The sequence below is a fragment of the Achromobacter sp. FW305-C-28 genome, assembly GCF_058783235.1.
In genome coordinates this window covers 742,109-761,288 of record NZ_JBYSYL010000002.1, presented here as the reverse complement: position 1 = coordinate 761,288, position 19,180 = coordinate 742,109, and the positions used below count along the sequence as shown (strand labels likewise).

The window sequence follows — 19,180 nt, the reverse complement described above, 5'->3', positions numbered from 1 at the left end:
TTCTTGTCCGCCCACATGCCCGCCTCGACTGAACGCCCCGCCGTCCGCCCCGCCAACGCCCTGCCGCTGGCGCCCGAGCGCATGGACTGGAACCTGCTGCGCACCTTCATGTTCGTGGTGCAGGCGCGCGGCGTGGGCCGGGCCGCGCAGGCGCTGCACCTGAGCCAGCCGGCCGTCAGTCAGGCGCTCAAGCGGCTGGAAGATGCCGTGGGGGGCGTCCTGCTGCACCGGCGCAACGGCGAATTCCGCCTGACCAGCCTGGGCGAGGAAATCTACGCCATCGCCCGCGACATGTACGGCACCATGGCGCGCATCGAGAACGCCGCCGAGCAGGACCAGGCCGAGGTCGCCGGCACCTTGCGGCTGCTGGTGATGAGCCGCATCCAGAGCACGCCCTACGACGATTTCCTGGCGGACTTCCACCAGCGCTATCCCAAGGTGGAATTCCACATGGAAATGCAGCCCAGCGCCGATATTCTCGATGCGCTGGCCAAGCGTGTGCCGGCCTTGGGGATCTGCCTGTGCCGCAAGCCGGTCGAAGCGCTGGAACGCAAGCTGTTCCTGCGCCACCAGTACGCGGTGGTGTGCGGCCGGCGGCATCCGCTGTTCACGCGGCCGCGGGTGGCCATCGAAGACCTGCTGGACCAGAATTTCGTCTGTTTCGCCAGCGACCAGCTTGGCGACACGCTGTCGCCGCTGACCATCTTCCGGGACCAGCAGGGCTTCACCGGGCGCATCGTCGGCACCTCGCCGCACCTGGAGGAAGTGCGCCGCATGGTAGTGGCCGGCATCGGCTTGAGCTTCCTGCCCGAACACCTGATTGCGCAGGACGTGGTCAACGGCGAACTGCGACGCCTGCCGCCGCAAGACAGCGTGGCCGAGATCGACGTGTTCCTGACCTGGCACAAGCAGCGCAAGCTGAGCGCCGTGGAAACCGCTTTCCTGGCGGCGTTCGACCGCTTTCTGGCGCGCACGTCGCTGGCGGCGCGGGCGCGCTGACACGGCCTGGGCAATTGCCGCAGCGCATCATCGACGCCGTCCACGACAGCGGCCGAAAAGCGCCCAATCTGGCGATAATGGCGCTCTCGATCCCCGCACTTTCCCTTGAGGACGCACATGTCTCGTTGGACCTTCTATACCGCACCGGGTACCTGCGCATTGGCCACCCACATCGCCTTGCAGGAAGCCGGCGCCGACTTCGACGTCGTGAAGCTGGACTTTGCCGCCGGACAGCAGCAAAGCGCCGAGTACCTGGCCATCAACCCCAAGGGCCGCGTGCCCGCGCTGAAGACCGAACACGGCGTGCTGACGGAAACCCCCGCTCTGCTGACGTTCGTGGCCCAGCGCTTTCCCGAGGCCGGGCTGGCGCCGCTGAACGACCCGTTCGCGTTCGCCCAACTGCAGGAATTGAACAGCTACCTGGCGTCCACCGCCCACGTGGCCCATGCGCACAAGCGCCGCGGCGCCCGCTGGGCCGACGACCCCGCCGCCCATGAATCGATGCGCGCCAAGGTGCCGCAGACGATGACGGCCTGCGCCGCCTACCTGGAATCGCAGATCGTCGGGCCGTGGGTCACGGGTGAACACTTCAGCGTGGCCGATGCGTATCTGTACACGATAGGCAGCTGGCTGGAAGGCGACGGCGTGGACCTGAAAGCGTTTCCCAAGCTGACGGCCTACCTGGCGCGCGTGGCGGCCCGCCCGGCGGTGCAGCGTGCGCTGGCGCAGGCGCAGGCCAATACGTAATACGTAGTCCGTCATCCGCGGCCCCGGGGCGGCGGCCGGCCCTGCGCGCCGGCCACCCGCCGGCCGCTATCCGCCGACCGCCATCAACGCCGCGGTCGCGCGGCATCCGCCGGCAGCTCGCGAGGCAAGGTCGTGCCGTAGTCTTCGTCGGCATAGATGCAGGCCGGCAGGGGCGACACGGCGCGGCCGCCCTGCTCCCACAGCGCTTCGATCCAGTCCGCCGCCGTGTCGGCGATGGCGTCCTGCACGCAGAAGTCCGGATCATTCCTGAACAACGGCACGCGCGGCGTGACGCCGGTTTCGCCGTGCACCACGTCGAACACGTGGCGGTAGCCCTCTATTGCCTTGTTCAAGACGTACAGGTCGGGGCCGTCCAGCCCGATCACCACCGAAAACGTGCCCTCGCCATCCTGATCGGGAAAGATGCCGAACTGGATTTCGCGCGCCTTCTCGGGCAGGCGCGGAAACAGGCCGGCCAGCGTGCGCAGCGCGGTGTCGGTATGCGCGTCGAGCACGCGCCGCAGGGTGTCCTGGTAGTCTTGTCGAGTCATTGCACGGGGCCTCTCACACGAAAACCCCAAGCGTACCGGATGAATCGGTTTCTGTTATTTCTGTCTTGACAGAAATAACAGAAACCTCATACAGTGGCCCCATGAAACTGACTCCGATCGCCGAACGCTTCATCCTGCACTGGGGCGAAATGGGCTCGCGCTGGGGCGTGAACCGCACCGTGGCCCAGATCCATGCCCTGCTCTACCTGATGGGCCGGCCCTTGCCCGCGGAAGAAATCGCCGACACCCTGGGCGTGGCGCGGTCCAACGTCAGCAACAGCCTCAAGGAACTGCAGGCCTGGCGCCTGGCCAAGGTGGTGCACGTCATGGACGACCGCCGCGACCATTTCGAGACGTCCACCGACATCTGGGAACTGTTCAAGCTGATCGTCGAAGGCCGCCGCCAGCGTGAAATCGACCCTACCCTGACCGTGCTGCGCGACAGCCTGGCCAGCCCCGAGATGGCCAACGAAAGCCAGTTGACCGAACAACGCGTGCGCGAAACGCTGGAATTCATGGAAATCCTCACCACCTGGTCGGACGAAATGCTGCGCATGAAACCGGAAACCCTGATGAAGACGCTGGGCATGGGCGCCAAGATCAGCAAGACGATGCGGCGCGGCAAAAGCTGATGCGACGGACTCGGGGCGGGTTGGCCTGGCCGGGTCAGGCCAACCCCGCCGCCGCCCTTGAGCCCCTTTTTTTACACCGTTATTTCTGTCTATACAGAAATAACAGAAATAAAAGAATCGATCGATGCACCCACCTGATGAGGGCAACGGCATGAACATCCTGGTCTGCGGCGCCAACGGCTTTATCGGCCGGGCCCTGTGCGAAGCCCTGCTGCAGGACGGGCACCGGGTCTTGAAAGGCGTGCGCCAGCCCACGCGGCCGGACGAGATCGCCATCGATTACCTGGCAGACACGGACCCGGCCGCCTGGACCGACCGGCTGCGTGGCATTCACGTGGTGGTGAACGCGGCCGGCATCCTGGTTGAGCGCGGCGACGCCACCTTCGACCGGATTCACCGGCGCGCGCCCATCGCGCTGTTCGACGCGGCCTGCCAGGCGGGCGTGCGGGGCATCGTGCAACTGTCGGCGCTGGGCGCCGCCACGGGCGACACGCCCTACTTCCAGAGCAAGCGCGCGGCCGACGCGCATCTGCAATCGCTGCCGGTGGCGCACTGCCTCCTGCGGCCGGCGCTGGTCTATGGCGCGCAAGGGGCATCGGCGCGGTTCTTTCGTGCGCTGGCGTCGGCGCCGCTGCACTTGCTGCCGGCGGGCGGCCATCAGCGCCTGCGCCCGATGCGGGTGGACGAGCTGGCCGAGGTCGTCGTGCGGTGGCTGCGCGGATCGATAGCGGCTCCGCACGACAGCGCCGCCGTATTGAATCTGGTCGGCGCAACCGAGGTCACGTACCGCGACATGCTGGCCGCCTATCGGGCATCGATGGGCTTTGCGCCGGCCTGGCGGGTCACCGTGCCCGGCTGGCTGATCGGCGCCAGCGCGGCGCTGCTGGACCGCGTGCCCGGCTCGATGCTGACCCGCGACACCTGGCGGATGCTGCGGGCCGGCAACACGGCCGACGTCGCCACCACCGCCCAGGCGCTGGGCCGCCTGCCGGCCGGCATCGACACCTTCATCCGCCCGCCGGATGCCCCCGCCATGCGCCAGCAAGCCCTGGCCGCCTGGCGGCCCGGCCTGCTGCGCGGCGCGCTGGCGCTGATCTGGCTGTGGACGGCGGTGTGCAGCGCCTTGCTGTATCCCGTGGACGGCAGCCTGGCGCTGCTGGCGCCGGTGGGCCTGCATGGCACGCCCGCCCTGGCGGCCCTGTATGGCGCGGCGGCGCTGGATTTCGGGCTGGGCATCGCCACGCTGTGGCGGCCCGGCCGCCGGCTCTGGGCCCTGCAAGCCGGGCTGGTGCTGGTCTATTCCGTGGTGATTGCCGTGGCATTGCCGGCGTTCCTGTTGCATCCCTTCGGCCCCGTCCTGAAAAACGCGGCCGTGCTTGCCCTGTTAATCATGCTGCTCAGCGAGGAAACCCGGCCATGAATGCGTATCTCACGATCAAGACCCTGCACATCCTGTCGTCGGTGCTGCTGGTGGGCACGGGCTTTGGCACGGCGTTCTACCTGTTCTTCGCCAACCGAACGGGCAATATTCCGGCAATTGCGGCGGTGTCGAAACTGGTGGTGCGCGCCGACCTGTGGTTCACGACCCCGGCGGTGGTCTTCCAGCCCTTGTCGGGGTTGTGGCTGGCGCATGCGGCCGGATGGCACTGGACCACGCCGTGGCTCAGCCTGTCGATCGGGCTGTACCTGCTGGCCGGCGTGTGCTGGCTGCCGGTGGTGTGGCTGCAATACGAAATGGCCAAGATGGCCGCCCAGGCGCACAGCGGCGGCGCGGCCGCCTTGCCGGCGCGTTACTGGCACTTTGCCACGTGGTGGGAACGGCTGGGCTACCCTGCTTTCCTGGCGATGGTGGCGGTGTATTTCCTGATGGTGGTCAAGCCGGCGCTGTGGGCTGCTTAGGTAGCCACGCCCCCCGCCCGCTGGCGTGTCAGCGGCCGTTACCGCGCCGCACACGCCAGTCCACTTTGATGCAATTTCGCTGAACCAGAATCGGCCGCCTTCCCGCCCATGGGGCGGCCGAAGTACCGTTTCCCCCGGGAGCCGCCCACCGTTCCCGCCGCCGCGGTTTTCCCTGCGCCACCGACGCCGTGTTTTCCCTCATGGACACGATGTGTCCTGAAAGACACATTGCGCCCGACGGCCCGACCGGCGTTTCCCGGCCGGCCGCAATCAAGGGGAACCGCTTTGAACGTTTCAAGAGTCTTTACCGCAATGGGCCTGACCCTGCTCTGCGCGCACGCCGCGCAGGCCGGGACCACGTTCGATACCGTGAAGAAGCGCGGCTTCGTGCAGTGTGGCGTCACCACCGACCTGCCGGGCTTTGCCTACACCGACAGCAAGGGCGTGTGGCAAGGCATCGACGTGTCCACCTGCCGCGCCATTGCCGCCACGATGTTCGGCGACGCCACGAAAGCCAAGATCGTGCCGCTGACCACCCAGGCGCGTTTTACCGCGCTGCAATCGGGCGAGGTCGACGTGCTGACGCGCAACACCACCCAGACGATGACGCGCGATACGACCCTGGGGTTGATCGGCACGGGGGTCAATTACTACGACAGCCAGGGCCTGATGGTGCATACCGCGCTGGGCGTGAAAAGCGCCAGGGAACTGGGCGGGGCCACCGTGTGCGTGCTGCCGGGCACCACGACCGAACTGAACCTGGCCGACTGGTTTCGCGGCAACGGGCTGGAATTCAAGCCGGTGGTGCTGGAACGTTTCGACGAGATCCTGCGCAGCTTTGCCGCGGGCCGCTGCGACGCCATCACGGCCGACAAGTCCATGCTGGCCGCCACCCGCCGCAACCTGGGCGAGGCCGACCTGGTGATCCTGCCCGAACCCCTGTCCAAGGAACCGCTGGGGCCGATGGTGCGCCAAGGCGACGAGCAATGGTTCAACACCGTGCGCTGGACGCTGAACGCGCTGCTCGAAGCCGAGGAATACGGCATTACCCAAGACAACGTGGACGCGCAGTTGAAGTCCGGCAATCCCAATATCCAGCGCATCCTGGGCGTGACGCCGGGGCTGGGCAAGAACCTGGGGGTGGACGACAAGTGGGCCTACAACATCGTCAAGCAGCTGGGCAATTACGGCGAAATCTACGAACGCACGCTGGGCATGCAAAGCGCGCTGAAGCTGGAACGCGGCATGAATGCCCTGTATACGCACGGCGGCCTGATGTATGGCTGGCCGATCCGCTGACCTCGAACCTCTTTTGCGCCGAATCCAGGAGCCCCACATGAAAGCGCGCGACCCGCACCCCGACGTTCACTTTGCCACCCAGGCCATCCACCACGGCTATGACCCGGCCGCCCACCAGGGCGCGGTGTCGCCGCCCGTGTTCCTGACATCGACCTACGCGTTCGAGTCGACCGCCGAGTTCGACGCCGTGTTCACCGGCGAAAGCGACCGCTGCGTCTACGGCCGCCAGCAGAACCCCACGCAGCAGTTGCTGGAAACCCGGCTGGCGGCGCTGGAAGGCGGCCAGGCGGCGCTGGTGACGGCGTCCGGCATGGGCGCGATTGCGTCCACGCTGCTGTCGTTGCTGTCCGCGGGCGACGAGATCGCCGTGCACCACACGATCTACAACACGGCCAGCGCGTTGATGACCGAGGGGCTGCCGCGCTTTGGCATCAAGGTGGTGCGCGGCGACCTGAGCACGCCGCAAGGTACCGCGGCGGCCATCGGGCCGGCCACCCGGCTGGTGTATTTCGAGACGCCGATCAATCCGTCGGCCGACGTGCTGGATATCGCCCGCATCGCCGCGGCGGCGCAGCGCGCGGGCGCCCGGGTGATCGTGGATTCGACCTTTGCGTCGCCGGCCCTGCAACGGCCGCTGGAACTGGGCGCGGACCTGGTGATCCATTCGCTGACCAAGTACCTGAACGGCCACGGCGACGTGCTGGGCGGCGCGGTGATCGGCGACCGCGAGACGATCGACCTGATCCGCGCGTCGGGCGCCAAGTACCTGACGGGCGCGACGCCATCGCCGATGTCGTGCTTTCTGGTGCTGCGCGGGCTGAAGACGCTGGACCTGCGGATGCGCCAGCACAGCAGCAACGCACTGGCGGTGGCCGAGATGCTGCAAGGCCACCCGGCCGTGGCCAAAGTGACCTATCCGTTCCTGACGGGGTTTGCGAACGGCGACATTGCGCGGCGCCAGATGTCGGCCGGCAGCGGCATGGTGTCGTTCGAGTTACAGGCCGGCTATGACGGCGTGGCGCCGATGATGGACCGGCTCAGGATCATTGCGCGCGGCATCAGCCTGGGCGATACGGATTCGCTGATCTACCACACGGCCGGCATGATCCGCGCCCGCCAGAAGGTCAATCCGGCGCTGCGGCTGAGTCCGGGCGTATCGCCTGCGCTGGTGCGGCTGTCGGTGGGGCTGGAAGACGTGCGCGACCTGCTGGCCGACCTGGAACAGGCCTTGTCGCCGGTAAGATGAGGATTGCGTCTTTCCTGCCCCACCGTCGCCATGCCCCGAGTCGCCAAAGCCGTCGAACTGCCCGTCCTGTCGCCATTGGACCGCCAGGCCGGCCCGCTGGGTCGCCAGTTGGCCGCGCAACTGCGCGACGCGATCCGCAGCGGCGCCTTGCGGCCCGGCGAGCTGCTGCCCGCCACTCGCCTGCTCGCGGCGTCGCTGGGCGTGGCCCGCGGCACGGTGGTCGACGCGTTCGACCAGTTGGCCGCCGAAGGGCTGCTGCAACCGAAAGGCGGCGGCGGCACCCGGGTGGCGCGGCAGGCTGCCAATCGGGCCACCACGGCCCCGGCGGCGCCCGCCGACTATGTGCGCCCGCTGCCGGCCGCCGCCGCGCGCTATGCCGAGATCGCGGCCACGATGTACCCGCTGCCCGCCGCGCCCTTCGCCATTTCGGTGCCCACCGGCCGGGTCGCGCCCGACGACAGCTGGCGCAAGCTCAGCAACCGGGTGCGCGCCACGCGGGTCGGCGCGCCGGCCGGCTACGCCGATCCGCAAGGGCTGCGGTCGCTGCGCGTGGCCATTGCCGACTATGTGCGCCGCGCCCGCTCGGTGGTGTGCACGCCCGACCAGGTCATTGTCACGGCGGGCACGCAGCAAGGGCTGTACCTGGCCTGCGCCGTGCTGCTGGGGGAAAACGACCAGGCCTGGGTCGAAGACCCGGCCTACCTGGGCATCACGGCGCTGCTGGAAAGCACGGGACGGCCCGGCCGCATCGTGCGGGTGCCGGTGGATGCCGACGGGCTGCGGGTGGACGAAGGCCTGCGCCGTGCCCCGCACGCCCGCGCCGCATTCGTGACGCCGTCGCACCAGTACCCGCTGGGCATGCCGATGGCGCCGCCGCGGCGCGAGGCGCTGCTGGCCTGGGCGCGGGCGCGCAACGCCTGGATCGTGGAAGACGACTACGACAGTGAACTGCGCTATGCCGGCCACCCCTACCCCGCGCTGCAGGGGCAGGACAGCCGCCATGTGGTCTACCTGGGCACGTTCAGCAAGATCCTGTTCCCGTCGCTGCGCATCGGCTACCTGATCGCGCCGCCCGACCTGGCGCCGGCGTTCTGCGGCGCGCGCATCATGATGGACCGCCATCCGCCCACGGCCGACCAGCACGTGCTGGCCGCCTTCATTGCCGAAGGCCTGCTGGACCGCCACGTGCGCCGCATCCGCCGCGCCTATGCCGACAGCCGCAGCGCCTTGATTGCCCTGCTGCGCGCGACCCTGCCCGCCGGGCTGGCCGAGGTGCAGCCCATCGACCAGGGCGTGCATCTGCTGGTGTGGCTGCATGAATCCCTGGACGACGTGCGCCTGGCGCGCCAGGCGGCCGAGGCCGGCGTGGCGGTGCGGCCCTTGTCGGTGACGTATTCGGCGCAGGCGCCGGGACGCCGCCCGGGGCTGATCCTGGGGTTTGGCGGTTATGCGGTCGACAAGATGACGCAGGCCGCGCAGATACTGGCGGCGTTGATCGCGCTCGCCGCGCCGGGGCACTGACCCGGCGCCTCGACGCGCCCGGGTCCGCGCCCGGTCCAAGGCCGACGAGCCCCTACTTCAACCCCAGCATCCCGCGCATCCGCGTGCGGATCGCGCCGGCATACGCCCAGCACCACACCGCCAAGGCCAGCATGGCCACGGTGAAATAGGCTCGCGCGTCCAGCGGCACCGGGTTCAGTTCGGACACGGTCTTGAACGGCTCGAAGCCGATGAAGTCGCTGGCGGCCAGGGCGCTGAACAGCATGGCCAGCACCGGGCCGGTGAAATGCGGGCGTTCGCCGCGCGTCTGCGGGTCGGCCCGGAATTGCCAGTGAATCAAACGGAACAGCTGGATGACGACGGCCACCAGCGGGATGACCAGGGCAAGCTGCAAAACCAGCAGCGCAACGATGACTTGAGTAGGAAGCATGGCCGCGATTTTACGGGCATCGGGACAACCCCAATTACTCGGCCGGATTCAAACAACTATCGTATTCGAGAATTATCAAATAAGAGAATTCTCGCTTCCGACAATCATGACGACAGACACGCTGTACGACTACGCCGTGATCGGCGCCGGCATCGCCGGGGCATCCGTGGCCTACCGCCTGAGCGCGGCGGCTTCCGTGGCGGTGCTGGAACGCGAAGCCCAGCCGGGCTACCACTCGACCGGCCGCTCGGCGGCCATGTTCATGGAAACCTACGGCACGCCCCAGATCAAGGCGCTGACCCGCGCCAGCCGCGCGTTCTACGAACAGCCGCCCCAGGGCTTTGCCGACCATCCGCTACTGCATCCGCGCGGCGTGCTGTACATCGCCACGCCCGAACAGCGCGACCTGCTGCACGACGTGTTCGACGATTTTCGCCGCCAGTCGCCCAACGTGACGCTGATCGACGCCGACCAGGCCGTGGCGCGGGTGCCCTGTCTGCGCGGCGACCAGCTCTGCGGCGCCATCGAGGAACCCGACGCCCGCGACATCGACGTGCATGCCTTGCACCAGGGATTCCTGCGCGGCATGACGCGCCAGGGCGCGGTGCTGCGCAACCAGGCCGAACTGACGGCGGCGTCTTTCGATGACGGCATCTGGACGCTGACGCTGGCGGGCGGCGCCACGCTGCGGGCGCGAGTGGTGGTCAACGCCGCGGGCGCCTGGGCCGACCAGACCGCGGCGCAGTGCGGCGCCCGGCCGGTGGGCCTGCAGCCTTGCCGGCGCACCGCCTTCACCTTTGCCGGACCGGCCGAGGTGGATTTTTCCCACTGGCCGGCGGTGGTGGGCGTGGACGAAAGCTATTACTTCAAGCCGGACGCGGGCCAGTTGCTGGGTTCGCCCGCCAACGCCGACCCGGTGGCCGCGCACGATGTCATGCCTGAAGAACTGGACGTGGCCACGGGCATCTACCGCATCGAAGCGGCCACCTCGATGACCATCCGGCGCCCCAGACACACCTGGGCCGGGCTGCGCTCGTTCGTGCGCGACGGCGATTTCGTGGTGGGCTGGGACGCCGATGCGCCCGCCTTTTTCTGGCTGGCGGCCCAGGGCGGCTACGGCATCCAGACGGCAGCCGCCACGTCCGAACTGGCCGCGGCGCTCTTGACGCACCAGCCCGTACCCACCCATTTACAGGCGCACGGGGTGGATGCCCACGCGGTACGCCCCGAGCGCTTGCGCTGAACGCAGTCCCCGTCGTACCCCTTCATCCCTTTTCGAGCGGAGCGGTTGCATGAAGATATTTTCCGGGTCCCTGGCGACCGAAACGAACACCTTTTCCCCCATCCCGACCGGCCTGTCGGCCTACCGGGCCCGCGGCTATTACCCCGCCGGCCAGCACCCGGACCGCATGCAGATGTTCTCGGGGCCGCTGTGGGCCGCGCGCCAGCGCGCCCAGGGCAAGGACTGGACGCTGGTCGAAGGCATGACGGCGGGCGCCACCCCGGCCGGCATCACCACCCGCGACGCCTACGAAACCTTGCGCGACGAGCTGCTGGACGACCTGCGCCGCGCCGGCAAGGTGGACATCGCCCTGTTCGGCCTGCATGGCGCCATGGTGGCCGACGGCTACGACGACTGCGAAGGCGACCTGCTGCGCCGGGCCCGGGAAATCGTCGGCCCGGACACGGTGATCGGCGCCGAGCTGGACCCGCACTGCCACCTGACCGACGCCATGGTGCAAAGCGCCGACTTCCTGGTGTGCTTCAAGGAATACCCGCACACCGACATCCTGGACCGCGCCTACGACCTGGTGGATCTGTGCGTGGCGCGCGCCGAAGGCCGCACGAAGCCGACCCGCGCGGTGTTCGACTGCAACATGATCTCGATCATGCACACCAGCCGCGAACCCATGCGCAGCTTCGTCGACCGCCTGCTGGCCATGGAGGGCAAGGAAGGCGTGCTGTCGGTGTCCATCGCCCATGGCTTTCCGTGGGGCGACACGCCGGACATGGGGTCCAAGGTGCTGGTCTATACCGACGGCGACCAAGGCCAGGCGGACGCGCTGGCCAAGGCCCTGGGCGAAGAGCTGATCGGTTTGCGCGACCGCCTTGCCCCACCCTACCCCGGCGCCGACGAAGCGCTGGACCAGGCGCTGGCGCGGGACGATTTTCCGGTGGTGCTGGCCGACTCGGCCGACAACGCCGGCGGCGGCGCGCCCAGCGACGCGACCTTCATCCTGGACCGGGTGCTGGCGCGCGGCATCCGCGACGTGGCCACCGGCCCGTTCTGGGACCCTGTGGCCGTGCTGCTCTGTTTCGAGGCGGGCCAGGGTGCGCGCATCCAGCTGCGCATCGGCGGCAAGGTGGCGCCGGTGTCGGGGCAACCCCTGGACGTGGAAGGCGAGATCCTGGCGCTCAAGCGCGATGCCGTCATGACCGGGCTGGCGGGCACGCCGGCCTTGCTGGGCGACGTGGCCGTGGTGCGCAGCCAGGGGGTGACGATCGTGCTGACCACCAATCGCATCCAGGCCATGGACACCGACCTGTTCACCCAGTTCGGCGTCGACCTGAACGCGATGAAGCTGATCATCGTGAAATCGTCGCAGCACTTCTATGCCTCGTACTCGAAGGTGGGCCGCCACGTCATCTATGTGGAAACGCCGGGCGCCATCACCAACGACCTGAACGCCTTGCCCTTCACCAAGCGCAAGCTGCCGAAATGGCCCTTCAAGGGCTGATGCCTTCAATCGCTGAAATCACAGCCGCCGCCCACGCAGGCGGCGGCCGACAAGACCAAGGGGATGACCATGATGAAACGTTTCAGCCTGCTGGGCGCAGCCGCCCTGCTGGCGCTGGGCGCGGCCACCGCGCCGCAGGCCCAGGCCCAGCCCAAGCCGACGACGCTGCGGATGGTGCCGCACGCCGACCTGAAGACGCTGGACCCGCTGTTCAACACCGCCTACATCACGCGCAACCATGGCTACATGGTGTTCGACACCCTGTTCGCGCAGGACAGCCACGGCCAGCCCAAGCCGCAGATGGTGCAAAGCTGGACCACCTCGCCCGACGGCAAGAGCTGGACCTTCACCTTGCGCCCCGGCCTGAAATTCAATGACGGCACGGCCGTCACCGCCGAAGACTGCGTGGCCTCGCTGCAGCGCTGGGCCAAGAAAGACACGCTGGGCCAGGCGATGATGGCCGCCGGCGCCGAACTGGCCGCCACCAGCGCCGATACCTTCACGCTGACGCTCAAGCAGCCGTTCGGCCTGGTGCTGGACGCGCTGGCCAAGCCGTCCGGCATGCCGCCGTTCATCCTGCCCAAGCGGCTGGCGCTGACCGACCCGAACACCCAGGTCACCGACATGGTGGGTTCGGGCCCGTTCCTCTTCAAGCGCGATGAATGGGTGCCCGGCAACAAGGTGGTGTACGTGAAGAACCCGGCCTACGTGCCGCGCGCAGAACCCGCCGACGGACTGGCGGGCGGCAAGGTGGCCAAGGTCGACCGGGTGGAATGGATCTACATTCCCGACGGCAACACGGCCACCGCGGCGCTGATGAACGGCGAAGTCGACATGATCGAGCAGACCACGCCCGATTTCCTGCCGGTGCTGGAAAGCAACCCCGACATCACCTTGAGCACGTCCGTGGCCTCGCAGGGCATGGTGATCGTGAACGCGCTGCACCCGCCCTTCGACAAGCCGCAGGCGCGCCAGGCGCTGTATTACCTGGTGAACCAGAGGGAAATGGTGTCAGCCATCGGCTACCCCGAGAAGTACCGGGTGGACTATTGCCCCACGTTGTACATCTGCGGCTCGCCCCTGGCCACCGACGCGGGCGCCGCGCCCTACGCCAAGACCGACCTGGCCCGCGCCAGGCAATTGCTGCAAGAGGCCGGCTACCAAGGTGAAAAGGTGGTGCTGCTGTACCCCACCGACCACATCAGCGCCCCGGCGGTGATGGTGATGGCGCAGAACATGAAGAAGGCCGGCATCAATGTCGACCTGCAATCGATGGACTGGGCCTCGCTGGCCGCGCGCCGCCTGAAGAAAGACCCGCCCGCCCAGGGCGGCTGGAACGTGTTCCTGACCTGGGGCGGCTATTTCGACGCCAGCACGCCGGTCACCAACCCGTGGCTGTCGGCCGCCTGCGGCAACAGCCTGCCGGGCTGGCCCTGCGACAAGGAACTGGACACCCTGCGCACCCAATGGATCCAGGAAACCGACGCGGCCAAGCGCAAGGAGATTGCCGCGCAGCTGCAAGCGCGGGCCTACCAGACGGTGCCGTACGTGATGTGGGGCGAATTCAAACCGGTGTCGGCCGTGCGCGGCCTGAAACACACCGAGCTGATGAAGACCGGCATCCCCGTGATGTGGAACGTGGAAAAGCCGTAGCGGCCTGCGTGCCGCGGCACCGGAATACCGGACATGCGACTGCCCGCGCGCCGGGCAGATCGCCAGGGGGGATAGCAAGGTGAAATACATTCTGCGCCGCATCGCGGCCGTCATACCGGTCATGGCCGTGGTCGCGGTCGTGGTGTTCATGCTGATCCACCTGTCGCCGGGCGACCCGGCGGCGGTCATCGCGGGCGACAACGCCACGGCCGACGACGTGGAAAAGATCCGCCAGAACCTGGGGCTGGACAAGCCGCTGCTGCAGCAATTCGGCATCTGGCTGGGACACCTGGCCACCGGCGACCTGGGCACGTCCATCGCCACCCAGATGCCAGTGGCGCAACTGATCGGCCAGCGCCTGGGGCCGACGCTGTCGATTGCCGCCTTCACCATGCTGTTTGCCGTGCTGATCGCCGTGCCGCTGGGCGTATTGGCCGCCTGGCATGTCGGCCGACTGCTGGACCGGCTGGTGATGGTGGGCGCGGTGTGCGCGTTTTCGGTGCCGGTGTTCCTGATCGGCTACTGCCTGGTGTATGGCTTTTCGATCAAGCTGGGCTGGCTGCCGGTGCAGGGCTACAAGCCGCTGGCCGACGGACTGGTGCCGTATCTGCGCCACCTGGTGCTGCCGTGCCTGTCGCTGGGCCTGGTGTACATCGCGCTGCTGACGCGCATGACCCGCGCCACCATGCTCGAAGCGCTGTCCGAAGACTACATCCGCACCGCCCGGGCCAAGGGCCTGTCGGCCGGGCCGGTCGTCTGGCATGCGCTGAAAAACGCCGCCAACCCCATCGTCACCACCATCGGCGTGGGCGTGGCGCTGCTGATCGGCGGCGTGGTGGTCACCGAGACCGTGTTCGCCATTCCCGGCCTGGGCCGCCTGACCATCGACGCCGTGCTGCGCCACGACTACCCGGTCATCCAGGGCGTGCTGCTGGTGGCCTCGGGCATCTACGTGCTGATCAACCTGCTGGTCGACCTGAGCTATCGCCTGTTCGACCCGCGCATCCGTTACTGAAAAGGGGCCTTCCATGACCACCGCTACCCTGCCCCTGGCTGTTGCCCGACCGCGCTGGCGCCGCGCCGCCCGGTCGCTGCGGCGCCATCCCATGCTGTATGTCGGCTGTGCCATCCTGGTGGCCCTGGCCGTGATGGCGCTGGCCGCGCCCTGGCTGGCCACCGTCGACCCGCAGGACATCAACCCGATGGCACGCATGAAGCCGCCGTCGGCCGAACACCTGTTCGGCACCGACGCGCTGGGCCGCGACGTGTATTCGCGCACCGTCTGGGGTGCGCGGATTTCGCTCTTGGTCGGCGTGGTGGTAGCGCTGGCGGCCACCGTGGGCGGCGTGCTGCTGGGCATGCTGGCCGGGTATTTTCGCCGGCTGGATGCGCTGATCATGCGCATCATGGACGGCCTGATGGCCATCCCCGGCGTGCTGCTGGCGATTGCGCTGATGGCCACCCTGAAAGGCGGGCTGGGCACGGTGATCGTGGCGATCGTGGTGCCGGAAATTCCCCGCGTGGTGCGGCTGGTGCGCGCGCTGGTGCTGACGATCCGCGAGCAACCCTACATTGAAGCCGCGGTGGCGTCCGGCACGCGCGTGCCCGCCATTCTGCTGCGCCACATCCTGCCCAATCTGTTCGCGCCGCTGATGGTGCAGGCCACCTTCATTGCCGCGTCCGCCATCCTGACCGAGGCCGTGCTGAGCTTTCTGGGCGTGGGCATTCCGCCGCACACGCCCAGCTGGGGCAACATCATGGCCGAGGGCCGCAATTTCGTGGCGGTGGCGTTTCACATCATCCTCTATCCGGGCCTGTTCCTGGGCGTGGCCGTGCTGGCCGTCAACCTGGTGGGCGACGGGCTGCGCGACATGCTCGATCCACGCCTGGCGAAAAAGATCTAGGAGCCGCCATGCGATCCGATCCCGTACTCAAAGTGCATGACCTGACCACCTGTTTCGACGGCGACGAGACCACCGTCGTGGCGGTGGACGGCCTGTCGTTCGACCTGATGCCGGGCGAAACCCTGGGCCTGGTCGGCGAATCCGGCTGCGGCAAGAGCGTCACGTCGCTGTCCATCATGCGGCTGCTGCGCGCCCCGGGCCGGGTGGCCCGCGGCCGCGTCGACTTCGAAGGCCGCGACCTCTTGGCCCTGCCCGAGAAAACCATGCGGGCGATCCGCGGCAATCAGGTGTCGATGATCTTCCAGGAACCGATGACGTCGCTGAACCCGGTGTTCACCGTGGGCCGGCAGATCAGCGAATCGTTGATGCTGCACCAGGGCCTGTCCAGGCGCCAGGCCTTGAAACAGGCCGAGGCATTGCTGGAACTGGTGCAGATTTCGGACCCCGCGCGGCGGGTGCGCGAGTATCCCTACCAGCTGTCCGGCGGCATGCGCCAGCGCGCCATGATCGCGATGGCGCTGGCCTGCCAGCCCAAGGTGTTGATCGCCGATGAACCCACCACGGCGCTGGACGTCACCATCCAGGCGCAGATCCTGCACCTGCTGCGCGACATCCAGGCGCGGCTGGGCACGGCCATCGTGCTGATCACGCACGACCTGGGCGTGGTGGCGCAGATGTGCCAGCGCGTCATCGTGATGTATGCCGGGCGCAAGGTCGAAGAAGGCCCGGTGGACGACATCCTGGACCACGCCGCGCATCCCTATACCCAGGCGTTGATCCGGTCGCTGCCTGATTTTGTCGACGGCCAGGACCACACGGCGCGGCTGGCGGAATTGCCGGGCATCGTGCCGGTGATGACGCCGGACTCGCGCGGCTGCGCCTTCGCGGCGCGCTGCCCGCGGGCGCTGCCGCGCTGCACCGATGAAACGCCGCCGGAGGTCTCGGCCGGAGCGCGCCACCGGGTGTGGTGCTGGGCACGGCTGGATGAACCGATGGCGATGATGACGGGAGACGCGCGATGAACCTGCACGATGCACCGTTTGCGCCGGACGTATCTGCGTCCGCCATGTCCTCGCCCGACGCGAACTCGCCCCCATCCGCCCCGCCGCTGTTGCAGGTCGAAGGCCTGAAAAAGCACTTCGCCGTCGAAGGCGGCCGCGTGCTGCGGGCCGTGGATGGCGTATCGCTGTCGGTTGCGCGCGGCCAGACGCTCAGCCTGGTGGGGGAATCCGGCTGCGGCAAGTCCACCACCGGCAAGTGCCTGATCCGCCTGACCGACCCCACCGCGGGCCGCATCCTGCTCGAAGGCGCGGACCTGGCCGGCATGAACAGCCGCGCGCTGCGGGCCATGCGCCAGCGCATGCAGTTCATTTTCCAGGACCCGTTTTCGTCGATGAACCCGCGCATGCGGGTGCGCGACATCATCGGCGAGCCGTTGCGCAATTTCGGCCACGGCCAGGGCGCCATCCGTGAACGCGTGGCGCAGTTGCTGGCCCGCGTCAGCCTGCGGCCGGATGCCGCCGACCGCTACCCGCACGAATTCTCGGGCGGCCAGCGCCAACGCATCGTGATCGCGCGCGCCCTGGCGCTGGACCCCGGCCTGATCGTCTGCGACGAACCCGTGTCGGCGCTGGACGTGTCGGTGCAGGCGCAGGTGATCAACCTGTTGATGGACCTGCAGCGCGACCTGGGGCTGACCTATGTGTTCATCTCGCACGACCTGAGCGTGGTGCGCCACATCAGCCACCGCGTGGCCGTGATGTACCTGGGCAAGATCGTCGAAACCGGCAGCCGCGACGCGGTGTTCAACCAGCCGGCGCACCCGTATACCCGGGCGCTGCTGGCGGCCGTACCGTCGGCCCGCCGGGGCGAACGCGCCCCCGTGGCCGTGCTGAAAGGCGAAATTCCCAGCCCGCTGGCGCCGCCGTCCGGCTGCGCGTTCCGCACCCGCTGCCCGATGGCCCAGGCGCGCTGCGCCGAAGAAACGCCCGCCCCGCGCCAGGTCGGACCCGACCAGGAGGTGGCGTGCCATTTTGCCGCGTCGCCCCCCCCTTCAACCGGAGCCTTCCATGCCCCACCCCGACACCCCGCCCTTTGACTTGATTCTTGCCGGCGGCACCGTCATCGACGGCAGCAACACCCCCGGCCGGCGCGCCGACGTCGGCGTGCGCGGCGACCGCATTGCCGCCCTGGGGGACCTGGCCGGCGCCGCCGCGCATCGGCGCGTCGACGTGTCGGGCCAGATCGTGGCGCCCGGCTTCATCGATTCGCACACCCACGACGACAACTACCTGCTCAAGCATCGCCACATGACGCCCAAGATCTCGCAGGGCGTCACCACCGTGGTCACCGGCAACTGCGGCATCAGCCTGGCGCCACTGACGCACGCCACCCCGCCCCCGCCGCTGGACCTGCTGGACGAAGGCGGCTCGTACCATTTCACGCGGTTCGCCGACTACCTGGCCGCGCTGCGCGCCACGCCGGCCGCCGTCAACGCGGCCTGCATGGTCGGCCATTCCACCCTGCGCGCCGCCGTCATGCCGGACCTGCACCGCGCCGCCAGTCCCGCCGAAATCCTGGCCATGCAGGCCCTGGCCGAAGAAGCCATGGCCAGCGGCGCCATCGGCATCTCGACCGGCACGTTCTACCCGCCCGCCGCCCACGCCACCACCGAAGAGATCATCGAGGTCTGTCGGCCACTGCACACCCATGGCGGCGTGTACGCCACCCATATGCGGGACGAAGGCGAGCATGTCGTAGAAGCCCTGGAAGAAACCTTCCGCATCGGCCGCGAGCTGGACGTGCCGGTGGTGATCTCGCACCACAAGGTCATGGGGCAGCCCAACTTCGGCCGTTCGCGCGAAACGCTGCCGCTGATCGAGGCCGCCATGGCGCGCCAGGACGTGTCGCTGGACGCCTACCCCTACGTGGCCGGTTCCACCATGCTCAAGCAAGACCGCGTGCTGCTGGCCGGGCGCACCGTCATCACCTGGTGCAAGCCCTTTCCTGAACTGAGCGGACGCGACCTGGACGACGTGGCCGCCGAACGCGGCAAGTCCAAATTCGACGTGGTGCCCGACCTGCAACCGGCCGGCGCCATCTATTTCATGATGGACGAGCCCGACGTACAGCGCATCCTGGCGTTCGGCCCCACCATGATCGGGTCCGACGGGCTGCCGCATGACGAGCGCCCCCACCCGCGCCTGTGGGGCACCTTTCCCCGCGTGCTGGGCCATTATTCGCGCGACCTGGGCCTGTTCCCCCTGGAAACCGCCGTGTGGAAGATGACCGGCCTGACCGCCGCCCGCTTCGGCCTGGCGCAGCGCGGCCAGGTGCAGCCGGGCTACTACGCCGACCTGGTGGTGTTCGACGCCGCCACGGTGGCCGACACCGCCACGTTCGAACGCCCCACCGAACGCGCCGCCGGCATCCATTCGGTGTACGTGAACGGCGTGGCGGTCTGGCAGGACCAGGCGTTCACCGGCCAGCACGCCGGCCGGGTGCTGGCCCGTACCGCCGCCTGAACTGCCGACTCAGCCGCGCCAACCCTTACAATCCGCGATACGCCTCCAAACCCTAGAC

At 68.4% G+C, this 19,180-nt stretch carries 18 protein-coding genes; 16 read left to right on the top strand and 2 right to left on the bottom strand.

All coding sequences use genetic code 11. The features are described from left to right. The first annotated feature begins 81 nt into the window (after positions 1 to 81). Together AC3WMR_RS08405 and AC3WMR_RS08400 are read left to right on the top strand one after the other, a co-directional pair. A complete protein-coding gene (locus tag AC3WMR_RS08405; protein WP_492263651.1) occupies positions 82 to 999 on the top strand; it encodes a LysR family transcriptional regulator in 918 nt (305 codons plus the stop codon). 117 nt (positions 1,000 to 1,116) lie between these two features. Further along, positions 1,117 to 1,746, top strand: a complete 630-nt coding sequence (locus AC3WMR_RS08400; protein WP_492263562.1) for a glutathione S-transferase family protein — start codon at positions 1,117 to 1,119, stop codon at positions 1,744 to 1,746. 83 nt (positions 1,747 to 1,829) lie between these two features. On the opposite strand, the gene AC3WMR_RS08395 is transcribed toward AC3WMR_RS08400, so the two are convergent. Then, positions 1,830 to 2,297: a DUF6389 family protein gene (locus tag AC3WMR_RS08395; RefSeq protein ID WP_492263561.1), complete on the bottom strand. Its 468-nt coding sequence runs from the start codon at positions 2,295 to 2,297 to the stop codon at positions 1,830 to 1,832. A gap of 101 nt (positions 2,298 to 2,398) precedes the next feature. On the opposite strand from AC3WMR_RS08395, the gene AC3WMR_RS08390 reads away from it, so the two are divergent. From AC3WMR_RS08390 to pdxR, 6 genes are all read left to right on the top strand, one after another. After that, complete coding sequence (locus tag AC3WMR_RS08390; protein ID WP_025138603.1) at positions 2,399 to 2,929, top strand: GbsR/MarR family transcriptional regulator; 531 nt, start codon at positions 2,399 to 2,401, stop codon at positions 2,927 to 2,929. Positions 2,930 to 3,080: 151 nt separating this feature from the next. Continuing rightward, the gene (locus AC3WMR_RS08385; protein ID WP_492263650.1) at positions 3,081 to 4,349 is read left to right on the top strand and encodes an SDR family oxidoreductase; all 1,269 of its coding nucleotides are present in this window, start codon (positions 3,081 to 3,083) and stop codon (positions 4,347 to 4,349) included. Further along, the gene (locus tag AC3WMR_RS08380; RefSeq protein WP_492263560.1) at positions 4,346 to 4,828 is read left to right on the top strand and encodes a DUF2269 family protein; all 483 of its coding nucleotides are present in this window, start codon (positions 4,346 to 4,348) and stop codon (positions 4,826 to 4,828) included. Before AC3WMR_RS08385 ends, AC3WMR_RS08380 begins: the two co-directional genes overlap by 4 nt. A 312-nt stretch (positions 4,829 to 5,140) precedes the next feature. Continuing rightward, entirely contained in the window at positions 5,141 to 6,127 is a 987-nt protein-coding gene (locus tag AC3WMR_RS08375) for an amino acid ABC transporter substrate-binding protein (protein ID WP_492263559.1), read from the top strand. A gap of 37 nt (positions 6,128 to 6,164) precedes the next feature. Continuing rightward, positions 6,165 to 7,373, top strand: coding sequence for a trans-sulfuration enzyme family protein (locus tag AC3WMR_RS08370; protein WP_492263558.1), 1,209 nt, complete (start codon positions 6,165 to 6,167; stop codon positions 7,371 to 7,373). Positions 7,374 to 7,403: 30 nt separating this feature from the next. Beyond that, positions 7,404 to 8,894, top strand: a complete 1,491-nt coding sequence (gene pdxR, locus AC3WMR_RS08365) for a MocR-like pyridoxine biosynthesis transcription factor PdxR (RefSeq protein ID WP_492263557.1) — start codon at positions 7,404 to 7,406, stop codon at positions 8,892 to 8,894. Positions 8,895 to 8,946: 52 nt separating this feature from the next. On the opposite strand, the gene AC3WMR_RS08360 is transcribed toward pdxR, so the two are convergent. Further along, on the bottom strand, positions 8,947 to 9,303 hold the full coding sequence (locus tag AC3WMR_RS08360) for a hypothetical protein (protein WP_175218708.1): 357 nt from the start codon (positions 9,301 to 9,303) through the stop codon (positions 8,947 to 8,949). Positions 9,304 to 9,409: 106 nt separating this feature from the next. Here AC3WMR_RS08360 and AC3WMR_RS08355 point away from each other — a divergent pair, with 106 nt between their 5' ends. The 8 genes from AC3WMR_RS08355 to AC3WMR_RS08320 all read left to right on the top strand — a co-directional run bounded on the left by AC3WMR_RS08355 (position 9,410) and on the right by AC3WMR_RS08320 (position 19,122). Further along, positions 9,410 to 10,546 (top strand): NAD(P)/FAD-dependent oxidoreductase, encoded by a 1,137-nt coding sequence (locus tag AC3WMR_RS08355; RefSeq protein WP_492263556.1) that lies wholly within the window; start codon positions 9,410 to 9,412, stop codon positions 10,544 to 10,546. A 49-nt stretch (positions 10,547 to 10,595) separates the two neighbouring features. Next, complete coding sequence (locus AC3WMR_RS08350; RefSeq protein WP_492263555.1) at positions 10,596 to 12,041, top strand: M81 family metallopeptidase; 1,446 nt, start codon at positions 10,596 to 10,598, stop codon at positions 12,039 to 12,041. A 69-nt stretch (positions 12,042 to 12,110) separates the two neighbouring features. Next, positions 12,111 to 13,694 (top strand): ABC transporter substrate-binding protein, encoded by a 1,584-nt coding sequence (locus tag AC3WMR_RS08345; RefSeq protein ID WP_492263554.1) that lies wholly within the window; start codon positions 12,111 to 12,113, stop codon positions 13,692 to 13,694. A 79-nt stretch (positions 13,695 to 13,773) separates the two neighbouring features. After that, the gene (locus tag AC3WMR_RS08340) at positions 13,774 to 14,709 is read left to right on the top strand and encodes an ABC transporter permease (RefSeq protein ID WP_492263553.1); all 936 of its coding nucleotides are present in this window, start codon (positions 13,774 to 13,776) and stop codon (positions 14,707 to 14,709) included. A 13-nt stretch (positions 14,710 to 14,722) separates the two neighbouring features. Continuing rightward, the gene (locus tag AC3WMR_RS08335) at positions 14,723 to 15,598 is read left to right on the top strand and encodes an ABC transporter permease (RefSeq protein WP_175193008.1); all 876 of its coding nucleotides are present in this window, start codon (positions 14,723 to 14,725) and stop codon (positions 15,596 to 15,598) included. A gap of 8 nt (positions 15,599 to 15,606) precedes the next feature. Continuing rightward, positions 15,607 to 16,620 carry an ABC transporter ATP-binding protein gene (locus tag AC3WMR_RS08330; protein WP_492263552.1) on the top strand — a complete coding sequence of 338 codons (1,014 nt, stop codon included), beginning with the start codon at positions 15,607 to 15,609 and terminating at the stop codon, positions 16,618 to 16,620. Next, positions 16,617 to 17,696, top strand: coding sequence for an ABC transporter ATP-binding protein (locus AC3WMR_RS08325; protein ID WP_492263551.1), 1,080 nt, complete (start codon positions 16,617 to 16,619; stop codon positions 17,694 to 17,696). The genes AC3WMR_RS08330 and AC3WMR_RS08325 overlap by 4 nt, the downstream gene beginning before the upstream one ends. Further along, a complete protein-coding gene (locus AC3WMR_RS08320) occupies positions 17,668 to 19,122 on the top strand; it encodes an N-acyl-D-amino-acid deacylase family protein (protein ID WP_492263550.1) in 1,455 nt (484 codons plus the stop codon). Before AC3WMR_RS08325 ends, AC3WMR_RS08320 begins: the two co-directional genes overlap by 29 nt. The last annotated feature ends 58 nt before the right edge of the window (positions 19,123 to 19,180 follow it).